A 19,019-nucleotide genomic window follows, 5' to 3' on the forward strand; every position below is an offset into this window, starting at 1 on the left:
CTTCACAACGGCGTCATACCCCGAAGGCGGGCTATCCAGTAGTTCATCAACACCCAGGCGATCGTCGTCGCCTCTCTACTTCTTCATCCCGGAATGATCGTGCTTCATTTCCCCGCCCGCAGGCGCTCGCGCGCCGACACCCTGCACGTCGAGCGACAGCGTCACCTTGCCGGCCTTCTCGAATTCGAGCGTGAGCGGCACCTTGTCGCCCTGCTTGAGTGGCGTCTTCAGATCCATCAGCATCAGATGGTAGCCGCCCGGCGCGAGCTTGACGGTCTTGCCCGGCTCGATGGCGAGGCCCTTGTCGAGCGGACGCATGGTCATGACGCCGTTGTTCATCGCCATCTCGTGAATCTCGACCTTGCCGGCGACATCGCCGGAGCCGCTGATCAGGCGGTCTGGCGCAGAGCCCTTGTTCTCGATCGTGAGAAAGCCGCCCGCAATCTTCGCGCCTCCCGGCGTCGCGCGGCTCCAGGCCTGCGTAATGACGAGGTCGCCGGCCTTGACCTCCTGGGCGTGCGCGGGCGCACCCAGGAGAGCAAACAGGGCGGCGAAGGCGAAGAGTTGCAGAACAGGTTTCATCGTATGTCTTTCGATTAATGAAGCATCGTCGGCACAGCGGACGACCAGGCCCACCGTTGCCTTAACTTGAGAACGCAACATTAATACTCACAATAGCGGGAGCGCGTCTTTATTTGCTCGCGACTTTTTGCTGGTCCAGCCATTTTTCGAGGTCCGGTATTTCGGCCGAACCTTCGATCGTGGTGACGGTTCCGTCCCGCGCGATCAGCAGCGTGCGCGGGATCTCACCCTGCCAGGCCGGGTCGATCTCGAATCGGAGGCGTTCGACGAAGCCGTCGCTGAAAATCCAGTTCTCGGCCGACCCCAGCCCGGCCTTCTCCAGCATCGCGCGCGCCGCACCCGGAAGATTCGGAACGAGATCGGCGCTGATCGTCACAACGGCGAGTTCGGAGTGGTCCTTCATGAATTGGCCGAGCAGCGGCAGTTCGACCTTGCAAGGGCCGCAGGTGACGCCCCAGAAATGCACCAGCGTCGGACGCCCGGCGTGCGAACGCAGCACGTCCTGCCAGCTTCCCCGCACGAACGGCTTGAGCTCGGACGGCGCCTCGGCTCCCGGCGTGGCGGCCAGAGAGGCAATGAGAAATATTGCAGCCAGCAGGAAGCGTTTCATGATCCGTCTCCGATCGGCAGAAGGCGATATCCGTCGGCCTTGGTCATCCAGGAAAGATAGGTTTTCTGTCCGTCGCTGACCAGCAATGGGTGGTCGGACGTATCGGTCGTCGTGGCGATCGCGACAGGCTTTGACCAGCTCTTGCCCTCATCATGCGAAGTCATCGCGTTGACCGAGGTCTTCTCGCCGTCGAATTCCTTCCAGACCATGGTGGCGCCGCGCGGGCCGGCCAGCACGTACGGCCGCGTTGGGTTGCGGTCGGCGCGGCCGAGCGGAAGCGGATCGGAAAACGTACGGCCCTCGTCTTGCGAGCGGGCATAGAACAGCCCCTTGCGCGCCTTGCCGTTGGTGTACCAGCTCACGTGATAGGTGCCTGCGGGCGAGATCGAAAGACTGGGACCATGATGCGGGCACGCGGAAATCTGCCAGTTGTCGTTGCTGACGCGGCGAACCTCGCCCGGCGTGGCCGGATCGGCGAACGTCATGACCGCGTGATCCCGCACGCCTCCTTCGAAGATGTTCCTGAACACCACCACGGGACGGCCGGGACCAGCGAACGCGAGGCCAAGCCGGCAGCACTCGCAGGTGTTGTCGCTCGCCAGCCGCGCCTCGGCATAAACAGCGCCGCCATCCTTCGATGACGCGAAGAACAGCGCTGCCCCCTCATACTTCTTGCCGCTCTGCTGCGCAGGCACGCGGTTGCGCTTGTCGATCCAGGCTGCAAACGCAGAACCGTCCGCATCGAGGCCGAGCGCCACAAAGCGCTGGCTCTCGTTACTCGCCGTGATCGGCCGCAACTCCGCAAAGCTTTGGCCGCCATCGGTCGATCGGGTGGTGAGCACCTGGCCGTTGAACGCCTTGTCCCTGAAGGTCGAAAACGCCAGTGCGATGCCGCCGTTTTTCTCGACGACGATCTGGGGACGCGCATCCGGCCCCCAATCGAGGTTGAGCTTTTCCCTGGTCACCTGAACCGGCGTCGAAAAGCTGCGCCCCTGATCCTTCGAATTCGCCACCGATATCCGGCCTCCTGCCATCCAGGCGAGCCACAGCGTTCCATCCGGCGCGAAGGCCGGCGTCACCTTCGACGCGCAACGCAAGACGGCCTCCTCGCACGCCGCTTCCGAGGTATGCTGATGATGGCTCATTTGCGCTTGCGCTGCGGTCTGGCAAAGCGAGAGGGCGAGCGTCGCGAGCAGGCTCATTCGCAGCATGGCTTTATTCCTCCTGCGTTGTTGTCCGGTCATTTGAACGCCAGCTTCATTCCGGCAAAGAACGCGCGCGGGGAACCCGCGTAGATCGTACCGGTCGTGCTGAGGCCTTGGAGGCCGCCGGCCGAGACCGAATTGCCGAGATTGTTGGCGGAGGCAATATAGGTCCGGTCGAACACGTTCCTGACTTCGAAGTAAAGATTCAACGACTTGAAATAGTCGGACATGAGATCCGTCTTGTAGTGAACGTTGAGATTGACCAGTTCGTAACCGGGCGCCTTCTGCAAATTGGCGTTGTCCATGTAGAACGAGTCCTTCCACTGCACCTCGACAAACGCCCCGAGGCCGGCAAGCGGCCCCCACATCTGTTCATAGCCGAGCCGCGCCGTCAGTTCGTGCGGCGAAATGCCGGGAATCTTGTTGCCCGCACGGTTGAAGCTGAAGACCGTCCCGCTTGCGCCCTGGCTTCTGAGGTCTTCCGCATATTCGGTGTAGTACTGATCGAGATAGGTATAGGCCGCGGTGAATCGCCAGCCGGGATAGAACTTCCAGTCGGCGGCTAGCTCCACCCCGCGATGCTCGGATCGCGGCGCGTTGAATGTATAAGTGACGCCTTGCTTCGGGGTCGCCTGCGTGACCAACTCGTTCTGAAAGAATTCATAGAAACCGGTCGCGCTGAATTTGAGCGCGTTGTTTGGAGTCCAATCGAAGCCAAGGTCATAACCGAGGTTCTTTTGCGTCTGGAGTTGCGTGTTATTGCCCGGTGTGCCGTCCGAAAGGACGAAGAGATTCCCTATCTGTGGCGTACCATAGCCGGTGGCAACACGTCCGCGGAACTGCCATTCGCTGTTCGGCTTGTAGAGTAGCGCGAACTCTGGAGCGGTGTTTTGAAATCGCCGATCGGCGGTTGTCGGGATGATCGTTGGATTCGGAACCGGCGACGTCCCGTAATCGTAGGCGGAATTGATCCCCTTCAGATGCGTGGTTTCCCACCCGATGCCTGCCACGGCGGTCAACGAGGACGTCAGCATGAGTTCCTCGCGCGCACGAACGCCGTAATTGGTAGTCTCGCTCCAGGTATTGCTCTGCAGCCTGCCCAGCGTGGCGTTGCCGCCCGGCATGACGAATCTCGAGTCGCTCGACGCGGTGAGCGTATTGTAGAAGGCACCGAAATAGGTGGTGGACTCCAAACCGAAAATTTCACCGCGTTTGGTGACGTCGCTCATGTAGTTGTACGACGGAAAGTCGCCGATCGCGCTGGTAGCTCCGGTCGGCTGACTGATGTTGCGGTCGTCGAACACGAACTGGTTGCGCCAGGTCGTCGTATTATCGAAATCATGCTCCCATCGCCCGCCGACGATCGTTCGCCTGTCATCGCGGCCAAGTCCCGCCTGAGTAGCGGTGTGGGGTGTCGTTAAGCCATTAAAGCCATTGTTGAACAATGGCACCACCGGGCAGCCGGGCGCGGCGTTCGTGCCCGTCGTGCAGCCCTGCTGAAACGGATTTTGATAATACTGGCTGAGCGTCTGGCGGAGCGGCAGCCTTGTATCGAGATTGTTGTTAATGAACTTGACGGTGAAGCGATCGTCGGGCGTCGCCTGCAACGTGCCGAGAAAATTCACCGTCTGGGTATTGAACCAGCTATTGCCGATAAACCCGTCACCACGCGCGTCGCTGGCGAACAGCGAGCCCTCGAAATTGCCGACCTTCTTACCGTAGGCCAGATAATTGTTGAGATAGCCAAAACTGCCGCCATCAACGCCGTATTCGGCGCCGTCGATCGTGCCGCCCGGGCGGGTGCGGAAATTGAGCGCGCCGCCGGTCGCGTAATTGCCATAGAGCGCCGACGACGGCCCCCGGATCACGTCGATCGCGCCATAGGCCTTGGGGTCGATCAGGTCGCTGCGGGAAAGCCCGTCCGGCTGCGTGACCGGGAAACCGTCATCGAAGATCACGAGATTGCGGATGCCGAAGCCGTTTCGCGCATTGGAGCCGCGGATCGAGATGCCGATATCGCGCGGCCCGTTGCCCTGCTTCACCGAGATGCCGGGGCTCTCGCGCAGCACGTCGGCCACGGTAACCGCCGGCCGGTTGTCAAACTGGCTGCGATCGATGGTCGACTCGGTCTGGCCGGTTGGCGCCTGGTAAAGCAGCGCCCGCGCCACGCGCGGGGTGATGCCCGCGGTTAGCGACGCCGCAGGCGTTGGGTTGGCCGAAGGCGGCCTCGCCTGGGTCCGGGCGGATGAGCGAACGGCCGGCTTGCGGGCCGCAGGTCTGGCGGTCGTTGCGCGCGGCGCGTCGACGGTCACTGCCGGCAGCGCCGTCTGGGCCTCGGCGATCGACGGCGTGAGGGATAACGCACTGCCAAGCACAAGCAGGCTCGCGCTACCCAAGGCACGATGGGAGTACATAAGACATTCCTGACGCCAGCTCTTTGGCCGGCATGATTGACTGCACCAACCGCCACGGCTGGCGCCGCACCGATCGTTCGGGTGTTTAAGTCGTCAGGAAATGAAGGGAGGCGCGCGCGCCTGCGCGTGCGAACCGGCACGAGCGTTCGTCAGCCGGAAGGCAAAATCGAACCAGGCCACCTGCTCGGCAACCCGCTCGACGGCGATCGCCGCGGTCTGCGGCACATCGACCGGCGCGCCGGTCTGCAGCACGCTGCAAACCGAACAGCATCCGTCATGAGCGCGGTGGTTGGCCTGATCGGTCTGCCCTGCACCGGGCGCACCATTGCCGTGGCAGATGACGGCGCTCGCGAGCGGATCGGAGGCCGCGATGCTCGCCGCCCAGCATGCGCCGATGGGTGCAAAAATCTGCACCACCAGGGCAATCAGGACGATTGGCAGAAAATTCTTCAGCCGCCGGCGCATCGCAATCCCATCCGCTTCAGACCTTAATCACCATGAGAGTCTGAAGTCGAGATCAGGTTCCCGGAACTATGTTGCAGCTTCAAGGAGTAAACTTGTCGAAAAGCGATGCATTTTGCGCCGCGGGCAAGGCGCCCTACCCCGATACCAAGCCTCGGGCGAATTGCAGCTAAATCCACAACCATCAGTAGCAAATTCGCAATCATTTCGCAGAGTGCTGGAATTTTGAACAAACGTTGCCGAAAATGGTGACAAGACGAAAAAGATGGTCTACCAATTCGGGCTCAGGCTGGCCGAGAGGCTCAAGCTTGGTGGTCCAAGTCTCGGGAGGAGCCCTGACGCGCACAAGCAGCGTCGCCTCGACAATCAAGAGCAAATCTAAATTTTCGGGGAAATTAAGGGTCGACACAATTTTGAGCAGGGCTTGGCGCCCTGCTCTTTTTTTTCGAAAACATCTTTTTTTCGAGAACATCTTTTTTCGAGACGATCGCAAGCGACAATGACGGCATCGTCAAATCCGATCGAGCGAAGTTTTGAATTGGCCGCCGCGGGTTGCGAGGATCTGACGCCGCAGGTCTATCGCCGCCTGTTCGACGCGCATCCCGAAGCGCGGACGATGTTCGGCACCGAGGGCAGCGAACTCGTCAAGGGTTCGATGCTGGCTTTGACGATCGACGCCATTCTGGATTTTGCCGGAGAACGCACCGGCCATTTCCGCCTGATCACATCAGAGGTTTCCTCGCACGACGCCCGCGCGCGATCAGCAAAAGTGGAAGCCGGTTTTGCGTCCGATCGCGCGCTATTCTTTTGAATCGGCGCATGATCTTGTCACCAAACCGCGCACACTTTGGCGGATCATGCGCTGGCACGCCGCGCGAATTGTTCGTCGCGTTCTTCGGCATCATCGCGCAGACGCTGCGCGATGTCATCGGGGCGGACTGGTCCGACGAAATCGACGCGGCGTGGCGAAAATTGCTCGACGAGATCGAGGCGTCGTTGCAGCGCAGTGTGAAAATTACCAGCCCTGACCACGGGTCAATTAGCCACAAAACTCCCCAGACGTCATTGTTGCGGGCCGTCGGTTCAACCGGTGGCGCAAATGCGCCGAGTGTGAAACACTGCCTCGATCCGCGGTGCGTGCAATCGACGCCGTCGGTAAAAAAACAACGACAAACGAGGGAGCGAGCGATGTCAGGGACTGAGAAATCCTCAACGACAAGGCGTAATCTTCTTCAGACAGGGGCGGCTGCCGGCGCGGCAACCGCCCTGCTCGGCGGGTTGGGCATCAACCCGGCTTTGGCGGCAGCCGCACGTTCGGAGAAACCGCTGAAGGCGGCGTTCTCCAATGCGGGCCTGCAGGCGACCTGGTGCGCCCAGGGCAAGCAGGCGGCGGAATGGTGGGGCAAGCTGTTCAACGTCGAAGTCACCTGGTTCGACGGCCAGCTAGACGCGGTCAAGCAGCGCGCCGCGATCGACAACATGGCGTCGCAAAAATGGGATTTCGTCGCCATCCAGGCGTTCGGCATCGGCACGCTGACCCAGCCCGTGCAGAAGATGATCGATGCCGGCATTCCCGTGATCGACATGGACACGCTGATCGCCCCGCTCGACCAGATCAAGGTTCATTCGTTCCTGGCGCCCGACAATGAATTCATGGGCGCTTCGGTGACGCAGGCGCTTTGCAACGCCATGGGCGGCAAGGGCAAGATCATCATGACCCAGGGCGCGCTCGGCCATACCGGCGCCCAGGGCCGCGCCAAGGGTTTCAACACGGTCGTCAAGCAATTCCCGAACATCGAGGTGCTCGACACCCAGCCGGCGGATTGGGACGTCTCGAAGACGGCGCGGCTGTGGGAGACCTATTTGACAAAGCACCCGCAAATCGATGCGGCGTTCTTCCACAATGACGACATGGCGCTGGCCGCCTACAACATCATGAAGGCGCGCAACCGCAGCAACATCCTGATCGGCGGCGTCGACGCCATGCCGCCGGCGATCCAGGCGGTGAGCGAAGGCCGCATGTTCGCGACCGTCCGCAACCCCTCCTGCCGCATCCATGGCGGCGCCATCATCGCCGGCGTTGCCGCGGTGACCGCGGGTGAGAAGAGCGGACAGGGTATTCCGAAGCATGTGATCACGGACGGCCCGGTGGTGACGAAGGCCAACGCGGCCGGCATGCAATGGATGGAGGATCACTTCCTGATCTGATCCAGCATGCCCAGGGGACAACAGCCCATCCTCGAACTGCACGACATCACGAAGGCGTTCGGCGGTGTCGAGGCGCTTCGTGGGGTCGACTTTGCGCTGACCGCCGGCGAGATCCATGGTCTCGTCGGCGAGAACGGTGCGGGGAAAAGCACGCTGATGAAGATCATCGCCGGCGTGCATGCGGATTTTTCAGGCCGGTTGGTGCTGGACGGCCGGGAGACCCGCTTTCGATCGGTGCGCGACGCGCATGCGGCGGGGATCGCGATGGTTCATCAGGAACTCAGCGTGGCGCCGGACCTGACGGTGGCCGAGAACGTGTTTCTGGGCAGCCAGCCGACGAACCGCCTTGGGCTGGTGCAATGGCGGCGCATGGCGCGCGAGGCCGGCGAGCAATTGAAGCGGTTCGGCATCGACGTCGATCCGATGTCGCGGCTCGGCGACCTCCCTATCGGGCTGCAGCAACTGATCGAGATCGCCCGCGTGCTGTCCTCGGGCGCCCGCATCATCATCCTCGATGAGCCGACCTCGGCGCTGTCGCCGCCCGAAGTAGAGCGCCTGTTCGCGACGCTGAAGCGGTTGCGGGACGAAGGCACCAGCATCGTCTTCATTTCGCATTTCATCGAGGACATCCTGCGCGTCTCCGACACCGTGACCGTGTTTCGCAACGGCAGGAAAGTCGCGGAGACCGCCGCGTCGGAGACCAGCAAGCCGGCCCTGATCGAGGCGATGATCGGCAAGGGCCGCGAGGCGCTGGAAGAGACCTACATCCACGACATCATGCTGCCGCCGCCGACCGATCAGCCAGTGGTGCTGAACGCAAACGGGCTGACGCTGGCCGGCCGCCTGCGCGAGGTTTCGTTCGAGGCCCGCGCCGGCGAGGTGCTCGGCATCTACGGCTTCATGGGATGCGGGCAGCTCGAGCTGGCGCGGATCCTGTTCGGCAAAATAAAGCCCGACCTCGGCACGCTCGCGGTCGCAGGCAAGCAAAAGGCCTTTCGCAGCACGGCGGATGCCAGGCGTTCCGGGATAGCCTTCGTTCCCGAGAGCCGCCGCGACATGCTGTTCCTGCAGGAGCCGGTCTACAAGAACGTCTCGATCAGCATCCTCGATCGCATCTCGTCATTGCTGCTCAAGCCGTCTCGCGAGCGAGCGATCGCCAATCGGCAGGTCGAGCAGTTGCGGATCCGGCCCGCGGCCGTCGATCTCGATCTCGGCATGCTGTCGGGCGGCAATCAGCAGAAGGTGGCGCTGGCGAAATGGCTCAGCTATCCGCCGCGGCTGTTGGTGCTCTGCGAGCCGACCCGCGGCATGGATGTCGGCGCCAAGAACGACGTCATCCACATCGTCAGAGATCTGCGCGCCAAGGGGCTCGCCATCATCGTGCTCTCCACCGAGCCGGAGACGGTGCTGTCGCTCGCCGACCGCGTCATCGTGCTCAAGCGTGGCGTGGTGGTGCGGGAGTTTGCCAACGAACAGATCAGCAAGGACCGCCTCCTGGAAGCGGCGTGAGGAGACCGACATGACTTCAGGTGAAAGCGTGACAGTCGCCGCGGATCGGAAACGGCCTCGCGGGCTCGCCGTGATGTTGCGCTCCCAGATGCGCAACATCGCGCCGTTCCTGACGCTGATCTGCCTGTTCAGCTTCTTCGCGGCAGCAAGCCCCTCGTTTGCGACGCTCGACAATCTCGGCAACATCCTGACGCAAATTTCGGTCACCGGCATCATCGCCGTCGGCCTCACCTTCGTGATCCTGTGCGCCGAGATCGATCTTTCGATCGCCGCCATCGCCAACGTCACCGGCATTGCGGTCGCCTATTTCACGCTGCAGGAATCCTACGTCAACATCGCCAACGTCTCGATGCCCGGATGGGCCGCAATCCTGCTGGCGCTGGCGCTTTGCGCGCTGCTCGGCCTCGTCAACGCCTTTGGGCTGACGGTCATCGGCATCCCCTCCTTCATCATGACGCTGGCGATGATGCAGATCGCGGCCGGCATCTCGGCGCTGTTGGTGCGCGGGCAGATCGCCTACAAGGTGCCCCCGCTGGTCACGACCTTGGGATCGACATCGATCGGCGGCATTCCCTGGATCGTGATCGTGGCCGCCCTGATGCTGCTCGGCGGCCATCTGGTGCTGACCTACACCCGCTTCGGCCGCTACGTCTACATGGTCGGCGGAAACCGCGAGGCGGCGGAATATTCCGGGCTCAACGTCAAGCTGATCCTCGGCAGTGTCATGGTGATCTCGGCGGTGTGCGCCGGCATCGGCGGCATGCTCGGCGTGGCGCATTTCGGCAGCGCGCAGCAGAACGAGTTCGACAGCTACCTGCTGGATTCCATCGCCGCGGTGGTGGTCGGCGGCACCAGCCTGTTCGGCGGCCGCGGCGGCATCGGCAACACCATTGTCGGCCTGTTCGTGCTCGGCGTCCTCAACAACGGGCTCGATCACGTCAACATCGACAGTTTTTTGAAGATATTGATCCGCGGCCTGATCCTGCTGGCGGCGCTCATCATCAATGTCTATGCGCAGAGGTTGCGGGAACGGGCGGTGGAATAGACCTGGCCGGCTCTAACCGGCGAAATCCGGCTGCCAGTCGCGGACTTCCCGCGCCGCTTTCGTCACAGCGCTGATCGTGGGAAACGACACCGTCTCCACCATCATCGCGCGCGCGAGCCGCAGGCTCCGCGCCTCGCAGAGCGCCCTCCGTTTGGGGTCTTCGATCAATTCGAAATCGGCATTGTGCGCCAGCCCGAGAATGCGACGGATGATTTTTGCAGCCGAAAATCCTACGGTGTCTCCGAACAAGCGCGCCATATAGGCCTGTCGCTCGACCTCCAGACGCGCCGCACCGGCCGCGCCGGGAAACAGCGTCTGGGGGTAGGCGTCGCCGTGAGCTTCCGTGCGCCAGAGCTCGAGGAATTCGCGGGCGAACTCCGTCCAGACGTTTTCGATCGCTTCCAGCACCCAGACCTCGAACAGCCGCCGCTCGCCCGGCGAACGCTCATGACCGGCGGAGGCCAGATAGCTCATCAGGAGATTGCCGATGACCGCGCCGAGATCGAACCCCATCGGTCCGTAGAACGCGAATTCGGGATCGATCACGACGGTCGAGCCTTCCGTCACCATGATCGATCCGGTGTGGAGGTCGCCGTGGATCAGCGCTTCCGGTGCGTTCAGGAATTTCAGTTTCAGCCGCGAGATCGCGACGTGGAGGTCGAGGTCTTCCCGGAAAGCGGCCGCGGTCGCATCGAGCCAGGGCTGCGTCCAGCGGTTCTGCTCGGCCACGCGGTAGGGATCGGTGAAGATCAGGTCTTCAGTGATCTTGCAGAGCGCGTGGTTACCGGCAAACGCCGCAAGCCCTTCCTTCTTCCGGGCAGCAGAAATCGCGAGGTCGGAAGAGAAAAACAGCGTGCGCGCCAGAAAGGTCGCGATATCCCCGACAAAGCGCGGATAGAGCATGCCGGCAACCAGCCCCTTGCGCATGATGATGTGCGGCTCGAGCAGCTCCATGACGACAAGCGCAAGCGCCTCATTGTTGTGCAGCACCGCCGGCACCAGCCCTGGCGCCAGCCGCGCCTGATGCGTCAGCGCCAGATACTCATAATGCGAGCGCGACAGCGGCAGCGGCCAGCTTTCGCCGACGAGGCGCACGTAAGGCAGCGCCTGCTTGACGGCGATGCCGCCCGCGGTCCCCTTGACGATGAACACGAGATTGAGGTTGCCGTCGCCGACCTCGCTGATCGACCAAGAGGCCTGGGTGCCGCCAAGCCGGGCTGCGACCGCAGCAAGCCCTGCGAGATAGTCCCGCAGGTCGGCCTCATGAAGAATTCGATACTCGTCCTGCCGGGGATTAGCCAATGATTGCTGCTGTGAACTCATCGCAGTCTGCCCCCCAAGCCGGTGCGGGAGATCCCACTCACTCCCGTTCCAGGAAATTCAATCCGATATCGGCCTTTTTCTTGGCCGGATCATAATCGCAAAACGCTGTCAGCGACCAGCGTTGACCGTTCGCATTTGCTCTGGCGTCTCAAATGAGCTGCGCGAGCCAGATGGTGTGGCCGCCGCAGTCGGGGTCCTCAACGACATGCGACACCACGCGAAACCCGTTCTGGTCGAGCAATGAACGATATTCGGCCGGGTCGAGGCTCGCATGATACAGCGGCTCGCCTCCAAAGTTTCCGATCGCCTCCCCATGCGCGGGGCCACTTGTAAACATCAACGCCGCTTCCGGCGCCGCGTGCTCGCGAAACACGGGAAACATGTTGCGCTGATCGTCATGGCAAAGGTGAAAGAAACTGTCCCACGCAAGGATGCCGGAAAACCTCCGCCGCAAGGCCAGCTTGCGCATATCGGCGACGATCCATTCGTGCCTGGAAAAATGCCGCCAGCAGACGTCGATCATGGCCGGAGATGAATCGACGCCAACGACGGGATAACCAAGCTCGATCAGATACGCAGCCATTGGCTCGGCGGATCCGCACCCGAGATCGAGGATCGGACCGGCGGGAGGCAGCAGCGCCCGGAATCGGTCGAGCCAGGGTTTTTCAAACAGGCCGATGCGGGCGCGACCCTCGATCCAGTCCAGCGCCTTGCGCTGGTACAGGTCGATGATCCCTGCAGCTTCTTCCGACGGCATCTACGAACTCACGCGCCACGTATCGGCCGGACCCAGGGTCAGGACCTACTAAACGACAATAAGCGTCGGATGACCGCGACGACAAGCGGATCGCCCTACATCCGGGACAGTTCTTCGGCCAGGATCTTCTGCACCAGACGGATGCGGGGGCTGGATTGCAGTTCCCGGTGGGTGACCAGCCAGATCGGGACCGGGATCGGTGCCATGTCCGGCACCAACCTTCTCACTCCCGGTGTCCGGTCAGCCACCTCGCGCAACATGGCGGCGACACCTAGGCCGCGATTGACCATCTCCCAGACCGTAACCCCGGAATCCGACATCAGCCGGAAGTCGGCGGCGTCCATCGGAATGCCGATTCCGCCCAAATAACCCGAAAAGCGCACGGCATCGTCAAAACCGATCAGATCTGCCCTCGCCAGATCGGCCGGTGCCGCAGGCATGCCATGGCGGGCGATCCAGTCCTCCGACGCATAGAATCCCGCCTCGGTATCGCGGATATGCTGACCGATCAGCCCGGGCCGATCGGGCCGCACATGGCGAATGGCGATGTCCGCCTCTCTGCAGTGCAGATCGCTGAGGTCGTTGGAGGCCACGATCATGATCGTGATCTGCGGGGCGGTCGATCTGATGCGCGCGATGATCTCGGGCAGGACATAGGCAGAAAAAGTGTCGGTGGCCGAGATGCTGACGCGTCCGCCGATCTCCTGCACGCGGCCGCTCGCGGCCAGGGCAACGGCATCGGCGGCATCGCCCATCACCCGGATATGCTCGAGCAGATCCGCCCCGGTCTGCGTCAGCACAAGCTTGCGGCCGATCCGTTCGAACAGGGCCACGCCCAGTTCGGCCTCAAACGCCAAGACCTGCCGCGACAGCGTGGGCTGCGTCAGCCCCAGCCGGCGCGCCGCAGCCGACAGGGACCCGGCCGTCGCGGTTGCATGAAAGGCCCGTATGTGGTTCCAGTCCATCGCTCTCATGCATTTGCGTATATCAATGCTGCCGATTTCCGCAATTTCCTTGTTTGACGCATATAGTAGGCTTTGCCGAAAAGGGGACAGCACATGAGCATCACAAGCGACGCCCGTTTCTGGGACAGGTCTTCCCGCAAATACGCCAGATCCGGCATAGCGGATTTGAGTGGATACGAGCGCACGCTCGAACGCGCGCGCGCCCATCTGCAGCGTGGAGACAGTGTGCTGGAGCTGGGCTGCGGCACGGGAACGACGGCGCTGCGACTTGCGGATGGCGTGCGGAGCTATCTCGCGACGGACATTTCCGGCGGGATGATCGCGATCGCCGAAGAGAAGCTGGTGGTCGAGTCGATCCCGGCACTTTCCTTTCGCACCGCGACCGCCGAAGAACTGGTCCACGAAGAAAGCCGGTTCGATGCCGTTCTGGGCTTCAACTATCTGCACTTGGTGCGCAACGTGCCGGGCACGCTACGCAGCATCCACGCCCTGCTGAAGCCTGGGGGCCTGTTCATCTCGAAAACGCCTTGTCTGGGAGACATGAACCCGCTGATCCGGCTGCTCCTGCTGCCCGCGATGCGAGCCATCGGAAAAGCGCCACATGTCAGCTCCCTCGGCGCATCCGCGCTGGAGCAGCTGATCATTGGCGCGGGTTTCGACGTCCTTGTCAGGGAGGGCCACGCCAGCAAGGGCAAGGACCAACGCCCCTACATTGTGGCCCGTAAGCGATGATCGACGCATCGCTGCAACCGTCATCTTCTGGCTCGGAAAAATGAGTCCCTGACCCTAGAATGTTTCCCGTTCCAGGAAGTTCGATCCGATGTCGGCCTTCCTCTTGATGGGGTCATAGTCGCAAAAGACGCTATCGGCGACCAGCGTGTAGCTCGGGATGATCGTATCCTTGTTCAGCTTGACGGAAGTCAGGCCAATAACGGCGGTCTGCTTGCCGCCGGTCCATTTGAACGGGGTCGTGCTCTGCGCCCGCTCGCAGGCCGCTACCGCGTCGGCGAAGACCGAGCTCTCGACGAAGGCCTTCACCGTCCGAAGCTGTCCCAGCGTTTTCCAGTTCATGTAGAATGACCCGACAAGGCCCGCAGCGAGCAGGACCACGAGCGCCATCAGGATGCGTTGAACGGTCATTGCTCTCCCCCGCCAGATCGAAATGTCAAAACGGCAGCCCCATCAGCTTCGACAGCCGTTCGATGTTCAGATAGCCTTGGTGATACGCCCACATCCCGATGCCGAAGATCACGGCCGAGATCACGGTGGTCCAGAGCAGCTTGTAGCCCATCCGCGCCATGACCGGCGCCCCGGGATCGGTGCCGGGAGCGCCTTCGCCATCCTCGTGCTGGCTGCGGACGCCGAACGGCAGCGTCGTGAACAGCACGACCCACCAGAGCACGAAGTAGATCGCAAGCGCGGTGGAGATGCTGTAGGCCATCAGGGTTCACGCCTGTTCGATTTCGACGAGCGCGCCGGAAAAATCCTTCGGGTGGAAAAACAGCACCGGCTTGCCGTGGGCGCCGATCTTCGGCACGCCGTCGCCGAGCACGCGGGCGCCCTCGCTAATCAGCTTGTCACGCGTGGCGATGATGTCGGGCACGTCGTAGCAGATGTGGTGAATGCCGCCGTCGGCGTTACGCTCGACGAATTTGGCGATCGGCGAGGCTTCGCCGAGCGGCTGGATGAACTCGATCTTGGTGTTGGGCAGCGTCACGAACACGGTGATGACGCCATGCTCCGGCAAAGGCACCGCGCCGGAGATTTCGGCGCCGAATGCGCCGCCATAGATTTTTGCCGCCTTTTCCGCGTCCTTGACCGCGATCGCAACATGATTGAGCCGGCCCAGCATGACACTCCACTCCCTGCTTCCTGCGCCTTCTCGGCAGGTCCGCGATCGAAAACGCCTTTGTACCTCAAACCGTCAGAACATGAACGAGGCAAATCGGCTTCTTGCCCCACTGCTCGTTGATGACGGCCCGCACCGCACGGCGCACCGATTCCGCCGTCGCGTCCGCATCGCGCCGCCGCGCCCGCGGCAGGTTTTCCACCGTCGAAACCACCGCATCGAATACCATTTCGTCGATCACCTCGCCGGCCGCATTCTTCTCGGGGATGCCGACGAGATCAACCTCGGGATCGTCGGCCAGTTCGCCCTTGTCGGTCATGGCGATCGCCACGAAGGCGCAGCCGGCAAATCCCATCCGGCGCCGCTCGACCACGGCACGAGACTTGGAATCCTCCAGGATGTTGCCGTCCTTGTAGATCCGCCCCGACGGAAGTTCGTCGATGATGGCGGGATCGCCCGGTCCGAGCTTGACCAGATCGCCATTGCGGCAGATCAGCACCTTCGGCACGCCGGCCGTGCGCGCCAGCTTGGCGTGTTCGGAGAGATGCAGCGCCTCGCCATGGACGGGGATCAGGATCTGCGGGCGCACCCATGAGATCATGTCGCGCAGCTCGTCGCGGCGCGGATGGCCGGAGACGTGGACGAGATCGGTGCGGTCGGTGATGACCTCGATGCCCTGGGTAACCAGGCCATTGATGATGCCGCCGACCGCCTTCTCGTTGCCGGGGATGGTGCGCGAGGAAAAGATCACGCAGTCGCCCTTGTTCAGCGTCACCTGCGGATGGTCGTTATTGGCGATCCTGGCGAGCGCCGCCCGCGGCTCGCCCTGGCTGCCGGTGCACAGCGCCAGCACCTTGTTCGGCGGGAAATGGCCGTAGTAATCGGCGCTGCGGAAATTCTGTACGCCGTCGAGATAGCCGGTCTCGCGGGCGACCTGCACCACGCGCTCCATGGCGCGGCCGACCACGACCACCTCGCGATCGGCGGCTCTCGCAGCGCCCGCCACTGCTTTCAAGCGAGCGACGTTGGAGGCGAAGGTGGTGACAGCGACCCGGCCCTTGGCGGCCTTCACCAGCTTGGTAATGGTGGCGGCGACCTCGGTCTCCGAGGGCGAGCGCCCTTCCCGCACCGCGTTGGTGGAATCCCCGACCAGCGCCAGCACGCCGGCATCGCCGAGTTCGCGCAACCGTCGCTCGTCGGTCGGAAGCCCGATGATTGGTGTCGGATCGATCTTCCAGTCGCCGGTGTGCAGCACGGTGCCGACCGCGGTGTGGATCGCGAGCGCATGCGATTCCGGAATCGAGTGCGCGACCGGAATGAACTCGACGGTGAACGGCCCGAGATCGACGCGGCCGCCCGATGGCACCACCGTCACGGGTATCTTCGGCGGATTGCGCTCGGAGGCGCACTTGGCCTCGAACAGCGCCGCGCTGAATTGGGTCGCGTAGATCTTGCATTGCAGCTTCGGCCAGAGGTCGATGATCGCGCCGAAATGATCCTCATGGGCGTGCGTCAGCACCAGGCCCATCAGGTTGTTGCGCTCCTTCTCGAGGAAGCGGATGTCGGGCATAATCAGGTCGATGCCCGGCAAATGCTCCTCGTCGCCGAAGGAGACGCCGAGATCGACCGCGAGCCAGGACCGCTGCTGGCGGTTGCCGAGCCCGTAGATCGACAGGTTCATGCCGATCTCGCCGACGCCGCCGAGCGGCGCAAAGGTCAATTCATCCGGCCGCGCCATCAGGCCGCTCCCACTGACGCCGCAGCGCCGAAATAGACTTCGCCCGCGGTGACGGCCGCGCGCTTACCGTCGGCTGTGCGGACGATCAGACAGCCGCTCTCGTCGATGGTATCGAACGTGCCTTCGACGGTCGCGTTTCCGGTCTGGATTGCAACCCGCTCGCCGAGGCCGAACGCGCGCTCCAGCCACAGCCTTCGGATTTCGGCAAAGCCGCGGCCATTGTCCCAGATGCCGCGGAATTCGACCCAGGCCTCCGACAGCGCGGTGAACAGTTCCTCCGCGCCGATTTGAACGCCGAGCACAGCCAGCGACGTCGCCGGCGTCGGCGTGCCCTCGGGCGCCGCAATGACGTTGGTGCCAATGCCGACCACGACCGCGAGCCGGTCGCCGGCCATGGCTTCCGCCTCCAGCAGGATCCCGGCGAGCTTCTGCCGCTCCGCCAGCACGTCGTTCGGCCATTTCAGGGCGTATTTCAGAGGCTCCGCCCCGGCCCGCCGCACATTGGCTTCGATGCTGAGTTTCTGCAGCGCGCTTTCAAGCGAAAGACCCGCGGCAAAGCCAAGCGTCGCCGCGACCGCCGGCGACACGTCCATGACTTCGAGAATGCTGCTGGCGAGGTTACCGCGCGGCGCGATCCAGGCACGCTGTCGGCGGCCTCGGCCCGCCGTCTGCTCCGTTGTCACGAACCACATCGGGCCGCGCTCGCCATCGCGGGCGCGGGACATGGCTTCGGCGTTGGTCGAACCGATCTGGTCGAAGGCGGCGAGGCCGTAGCCCGCCGATCTGGCTGTGGGACCGAGCGAAAAGGTCATTTCCAATTTCTGTGCATGATCTTCTCCGAAAACCGGGGGCCACTTTTCGGGATCATGCACTCTAAAACAGCGACTTCGCCGCCGCCGTGGCGACGCTGACCAGCGGCCCCGGATAGACGAAGAAGAAGATGTTGAAAATGCCGGCGGCCGCCAGCACCGTGCGCAGTTCGATGCGCATCGGCTCGATCTCGCCGGCCGGCTCGTCGAAATACATCAGCTTGATGATGGTGAGATAGTAGAACGCGCCCACCACGCTGGTGAGCACACCGATGACGGCGAGCGTGAACAGGTCTGCCTTGATCGCGGCCACGAACACGTACCATTTGGCGAAGAAACCCGCGAGCGGCGGAATGCCGGCCAGCGAGAACAACAGCATGGCGAAGAAGAACGCCAGCAGCGGGTTGGTGCGCGAAAGCCCTGCGAAATCGCTGATCTGCTCCATCGGCTGGCCATCGCGCTTCATGCTCAGGATGACCGCGAAGGTGCCGAGCGTCATCGCGACATAGATCGCGATATAGACCAGCACGCCCTGCGCGCCCTCGACGGTGCCCGACGCGAGCCCAACCAGCGCAAAGCCCATATGGCCGATCGAAGAATAGGCCATCAGGCGCTTGATGTTCTTCTGCCCGATGGCGGCGAACGAGCCCAGCGCCATCGAGGCGATCGCGACGAACACGAGGATTTGCTGCCATTGCGGGACAATGCCCGGGAAAGCCGTCAACGTGACGCGCGTGAACACGGCGAGCGCGGCAACCTTCGGCGCGGAGGCAAAGAACGCGGTGACCGGCGTCGGCGCGCCTTCATAGACGTCGGGCGTCCACATATGGAACGGCACGGCGGATACCTTGAAGCAGAGCCCCGCCAGCAGGAATACGAGGCCGAACACGATGCCGACGCTACCGGTCTTCACTGCTGCCGCGATGCCGGCAAAATCGACCGTGCCGGTGAAGCCGTAGATCAGCGAGGCGCCGTACAGCAGCATCCCCGAGGACAGCGCGCCGAGCACAAAGTACTTCAGGCCGGCCTCGGTGGACTTGGCGTTGTCGCGGTTAGAGGCGGCGACCACGTAGAGCGCGAGGCTCATCAGCTCGAGCCCAAGATAGAGCATGATCAGGTCGGCGGCCGAGATCAGCACCATCATGCCGAGCGTGGAGAGCAGCACCAGGATCGAATATTCGAAAATGCGCCGCGACGGGTCGGACAAAAACTCCGTCGACAGGATCAGCGTCACCGCCGAGCCAATGATCGCAAGTATCTTCAGGAAACGGGCAAAATCGTCGACGATGAAGCTGCCGCCGAAGGTCGTCAGCTTGCCGGCCGGCAGCATCAGCTCCAGCGCGCCGGTGACGACCAGCAGCACCACCGCGAGGCTGGTAACCAGTCTGGTTGTCCCCTCGCCGCGATAGGCGCCCAGCATCAGCAGCGCCATGGCGCCGACGGCCAGCACCAGCTCCGGCAGCACCGGCAGCAACTGATAACCTGCACTCGAAAAGCTCATTGCGCTTTATATCCTTGACGCGTTTTGTTCATGCGAACCGGC

At 62.8% G+C, this 19,019-nt stretch carries 19 protein-coding genes and 1 pseudogene; 5 read left to right on the forward strand and 15 right to left on the reverse strand.

The annotated features are described in order from the left end of the window. Positions 1 to 75 precede the first annotated feature (75 nt). The 6 genes from V1279_RS17735 to V1279_RS17760 form a co-directional block, all read right to left on the reverse strand. Positions 76 to 582 (reverse strand): copper chaperone PCu(A)C, encoded by a 507-nt coding sequence (locus V1279_RS17735; RefSeq protein ID WP_334438252.1) that lies wholly within the window; start codon positions 580 to 582, stop codon positions 76 to 78. Between the two features lie 109 nt (positions 583 to 691). After that, positions 692 to 1,192: a TlpA family protein disulfide reductase gene (locus V1279_RS17740; protein ID WP_334438255.1), complete on the reverse strand. Its 501-nt coding sequence runs from the start codon at positions 1,190 to 1,192 to the stop codon at positions 692 to 694. Further along, complete coding sequence (locus tag V1279_RS17745) at positions 1,189 to 2,403, reverse strand: sialidase family protein (protein WP_334438257.1); 1,215 nt, start codon at positions 2,401 to 2,403, stop codon at positions 1,189 to 1,191. Before V1279_RS17745 ends, V1279_RS17740 begins: the two co-directional genes overlap by 4 nt. 29 nt (positions 2,404 to 2,432) lie before the next feature. Then, positions 2,433 to 4,811 carry a TonB-dependent receptor domain-containing protein gene (locus V1279_RS17750; RefSeq protein ID WP_334438258.1) on the reverse strand — a complete coding sequence of 793 codons (2,379 nt, stop codon included), beginning with the start codon at positions 4,809 to 4,811 and terminating at the stop codon, positions 2,433 to 2,435. 93 nt (positions 4,812 to 4,904) lie between these two features. After that, positions 4,905 to 5,276, reverse strand: a complete 372-nt coding sequence (locus V1279_RS17755; RefSeq protein WP_334438259.1) for a DUF2946 domain-containing protein — start codon at positions 5,274 to 5,276, stop codon at positions 4,905 to 4,907. A 199-nt stretch (positions 5,277 to 5,475) separates the two neighbouring features. After that, positions 5,476 to 5,745, reverse strand: a complete 270-nt coding sequence (locus V1279_RS17760; protein ID WP_334438260.1) for a hypothetical protein — start codon at positions 5,743 to 5,745, stop codon at positions 5,476 to 5,478. Between the two features lie 27 nt (positions 5,746 to 5,772). Here V1279_RS17760 and V1279_RS17765 point away from each other — a divergent pair. The 4 genes and pseudogenes from V1279_RS17765 to V1279_RS17780 form a co-directional block, all read left to right on the forward strand. After that, a pseudogene (locus V1279_RS17765) lies at positions 5,773 to 6,026 on the forward strand (globin); the annotation flags it as partial. Between the two features lie 435 nt (positions 6,027 to 6,461). After that, positions 6,462 to 7,481 carry a sugar ABC transporter substrate-binding protein gene (locus V1279_RS17770; protein ID WP_334438262.1) on the forward strand — a complete coding sequence of 340 codons (1,020 nt, stop codon included), beginning with the start codon at positions 6,462 to 6,464 and terminating at the stop codon, positions 7,479 to 7,481. A gap of 6 nt (positions 7,482 to 7,487) precedes the next feature. Then, a complete protein-coding gene (locus V1279_RS17775; protein ID WP_334438265.1) occupies positions 7,488 to 8,990 on the forward strand; it encodes a sugar ABC transporter ATP-binding protein in 1,503 nt (500 codons plus the stop codon). Positions 8,991 to 9,000: 10 nt separating this feature from the next. Further along, positions 9,001 to 10,035, forward strand: coding sequence for an ABC transporter permease (locus tag V1279_RS17780; RefSeq protein WP_334438268.1), 1,035 nt, complete (start codon positions 9,001 to 9,003; stop codon positions 10,033 to 10,035). A gap of 12 nt (positions 10,036 to 10,047) precedes the next feature. Here the strand turns inward: V1279_RS17780 and mtnK are convergent, their stop codons facing one another. The 3 genes from mtnK to V1279_RS17795 form a co-directional block, all read right to left on the reverse strand. Next, complete coding sequence (mtnK, locus tag V1279_RS17785; RefSeq protein WP_334438271.1) at positions 10,048 to 11,358, reverse strand: S-methyl-5-thioribose kinase; 1,311 nt, start codon at positions 11,356 to 11,358, stop codon at positions 10,048 to 10,050. A 148-nt stretch (positions 11,359 to 11,506) separates the two neighbouring features. Next, positions 11,507 to 12,115, reverse strand: coding sequence for a class I SAM-dependent DNA methyltransferase (locus V1279_RS17790; RefSeq protein WP_334438273.1), 609 nt, complete (start codon positions 12,113 to 12,115; stop codon positions 11,507 to 11,509). 95 nt (positions 12,116 to 12,210) lie between these two features. Then, positions 12,211 to 13,080 (reverse strand): LysR family transcriptional regulator, encoded by an 870-nt coding sequence (locus V1279_RS17795; RefSeq protein WP_334438275.1) that lies wholly within the window; start codon positions 13,078 to 13,080, stop codon positions 12,211 to 12,213. 93 nt (positions 13,081 to 13,173) lie between these two features. Between V1279_RS17795 and V1279_RS17800 the strand changes: the two genes are divergently transcribed. Further along, a complete protein-coding gene (locus V1279_RS17800; RefSeq protein WP_334438277.1) occupies positions 13,174 to 13,812 on the forward strand; it encodes a class I SAM-dependent methyltransferase in 639 nt (212 codons plus the stop codon). A gap of 54 nt (positions 13,813 to 13,866) precedes the next feature. Here the strand turns inward: V1279_RS17800 and V1279_RS17805 are convergent, their stop codons facing one another. From V1279_RS17805 to nuoN, 6 genes are all read right to left on the reverse strand, one after another. Then, positions 13,867 to 14,220 (reverse strand): hypothetical protein, encoded by a 354-nt coding sequence (locus tag V1279_RS17805; protein ID WP_334438280.1) that lies wholly within the window; start codon positions 14,218 to 14,220, stop codon positions 13,867 to 13,869. 25 nt (positions 14,221 to 14,245) lie between these two features. Next, complete coding sequence (locus V1279_RS17810; RefSeq protein WP_334438282.1) at positions 14,246 to 14,521, reverse strand: DUF1467 family protein; 276 nt, start codon at positions 14,519 to 14,521, stop codon at positions 14,246 to 14,248. A 6-nt stretch (positions 14,522 to 14,527) separates the two neighbouring features. Next, complete coding sequence (gene mce, locus V1279_RS17815; RefSeq protein ID WP_334438284.1) at positions 14,528 to 14,932, reverse strand: methylmalonyl-CoA epimerase; 405 nt, start codon at positions 14,930 to 14,932, stop codon at positions 14,528 to 14,530. A 64-nt stretch (positions 14,933 to 14,996) separates the two neighbouring features. Next, on the reverse strand, positions 14,997 to 16,667 hold the full coding sequence (locus V1279_RS17820; RefSeq protein WP_334438286.1) for a ribonuclease J: 1,671 nt from the start codon (positions 16,665 to 16,667) through the stop codon (positions 14,997 to 14,999). Continuing rightward, complete coding sequence (locus V1279_RS17825; protein ID WP_334438288.1) at positions 16,667 to 17,479, reverse strand: biotin--[acetyl-CoA-carboxylase] ligase; 813 nt, start codon at positions 17,477 to 17,479, stop codon at positions 16,667 to 16,669. Before V1279_RS17825 ends, V1279_RS17820 begins: the two co-directional genes overlap by 1 nt. Before the next feature lie 61 nt (positions 17,480 to 17,540). After that, positions 17,541 to 18,977 (reverse strand): NADH-quinone oxidoreductase subunit NuoN, encoded by a 1,437-nt coding sequence (nuoN, locus tag V1279_RS17830; protein ID WP_334438291.1) that lies wholly within the window; start codon positions 18,975 to 18,977, stop codon positions 17,541 to 17,543. Positions 18,978 to 19,019 lie beyond the last annotated feature (42 nt).

It is taken from the genome of Bradyrhizobium sp. AZCC 1610 (assembly GCF_036924515.1).
In the GTDB taxonomy this organism is placed as follows: Bacteria; Pseudomonadota; Alphaproteobacteria; order Rhizobiales; family Xanthobacteraceae; genus Bradyrhizobium.

What these genes read in the sequence shown, in the direction of transcription:
- V1279_RS17735 (WP_334438252.1), bottom strand. Translation starts at nt 582, where the DNA reads ATGAAACCTGTTCTGCAACTCTTCGCCTTCGCCGCCCTGTTTGCTCTC.
- V1279_RS17740 (WP_334438255.1), bottom strand. Translation starts at nt 1,192, where the DNA reads ATGAAACGCTTCCTGCTGGCTGCAATATTTCTCATTGCCTCTCTGGCC.
- V1279_RS17745 (WP_334438257.1), bottom strand. Translation starts at nt 2,403, where the DNA reads ATGCTGCGAATGAGCCTGCTCGCGACGCTCGCCCTCTCGCTTTGCCAG.
- V1279_RS17750 (WP_334438258.1), bottom strand. Translation starts at nt 4,811, where the DNA reads ATGTACTCCCATCGTGCCTTGGGTAGCGCGAGCCTGCTTGTGCTTGGC.
- V1279_RS17755 (WP_334438259.1), bottom strand. Translation starts at nt 5,276, where the DNA reads ATGCGCCGGCGGCTGAAGAATTTTCTGCCAATCGTCCTGATTGCCCTG.
- V1279_RS17760 (WP_334438260.1), bottom strand. Translation starts at nt 5,745, where the DNA reads ATGTTCTCGAAAAAAAGATGTTTTCGAAAAAAAAGAGCAGGGCGCCAA.
- V1279_RS17770 (WP_334438262.1), top strand. Translation starts at nt 6,462, where the DNA reads ATGTCAGGGACTGAGAAATCCTCAACGACAAGGCGTAATCTTCTTCAG.
- V1279_RS17775 (WP_334438265.1), top strand. Translation starts at nt 7,488, where the DNA reads ATGCCCAGGGGACAACAGCCCATCCTCGAACTGCACGACATCACGAAG.
- V1279_RS17780 (WP_334438268.1), top strand. Translation starts at nt 9,001, where the DNA reads ATGACTTCAGGTGAAAGCGTGACAGTCGCCGCGGATCGGAAACGGCCT.
- mtnK (WP_334438271.1), bottom strand. Translation starts at nt 11,358, where the DNA reads ATGAGTTCACAGCAGCAATCATTGGCTAATCCCCGGCAGGACGAGTAT.
- V1279_RS17790 (WP_334438273.1), bottom strand. Translation starts at nt 12,115, where the DNA reads ATGCCGTCGGAAGAAGCTGCAGGGATCATCGACCTGTACCAGCGCAAG.
- V1279_RS17795 (WP_334438275.1), bottom strand. Translation starts at nt 13,080, where the DNA reads ATGGACTGGAACCACATACGGGCCTTTCATGCAACCGCGACGGCCGGG.
- V1279_RS17800 (WP_334438277.1), top strand. Translation starts at nt 13,174, where the DNA reads ATGAGCATCACAAGCGACGCCCGTTTCTGGGACAGGTCTTCCCGCAAA.
- V1279_RS17805 (WP_334438280.1), bottom strand. Translation starts at nt 14,220, where the DNA reads ATGACCGTTCAACGCATCCTGATGGCGCTCGTGGTCCTGCTCGCTGCG.
- V1279_RS17810 (WP_334438282.1), bottom strand. Translation starts at nt 14,521, where the DNA reads ATGGCCTACAGCATCTCCACCGCGCTTGCGATCTACTTCGTGCTCTGG.
- mce (WP_334438284.1), bottom strand. Translation starts at nt 14,932, where the DNA reads ATGCTGGGCCGGCTCAATCATGTTGCGATCGCGGTCAAGGACGCGGAA.
- V1279_RS17820 (WP_334438286.1), bottom strand. Translation starts at nt 16,667, where the DNA reads ATGGCGCGGCCGGATGAATTGACCTTTGCGCCGCTCGGCGGCGTCGGC.
- V1279_RS17825 (WP_334438288.1), bottom strand. Translation starts at nt 17,479, where the DNA reads ATGACCTTTTCGCTCGGTCCCACAGCCAGATCGGCGGGCTACGGCCTC.
- nuoN (WP_334438291.1), bottom strand. Translation starts at nt 18,977, where the DNA reads ATGAGCTTTTCGAGTGCAGGTTATCAGTTGCTGCCGGTGCTGCCGGAG.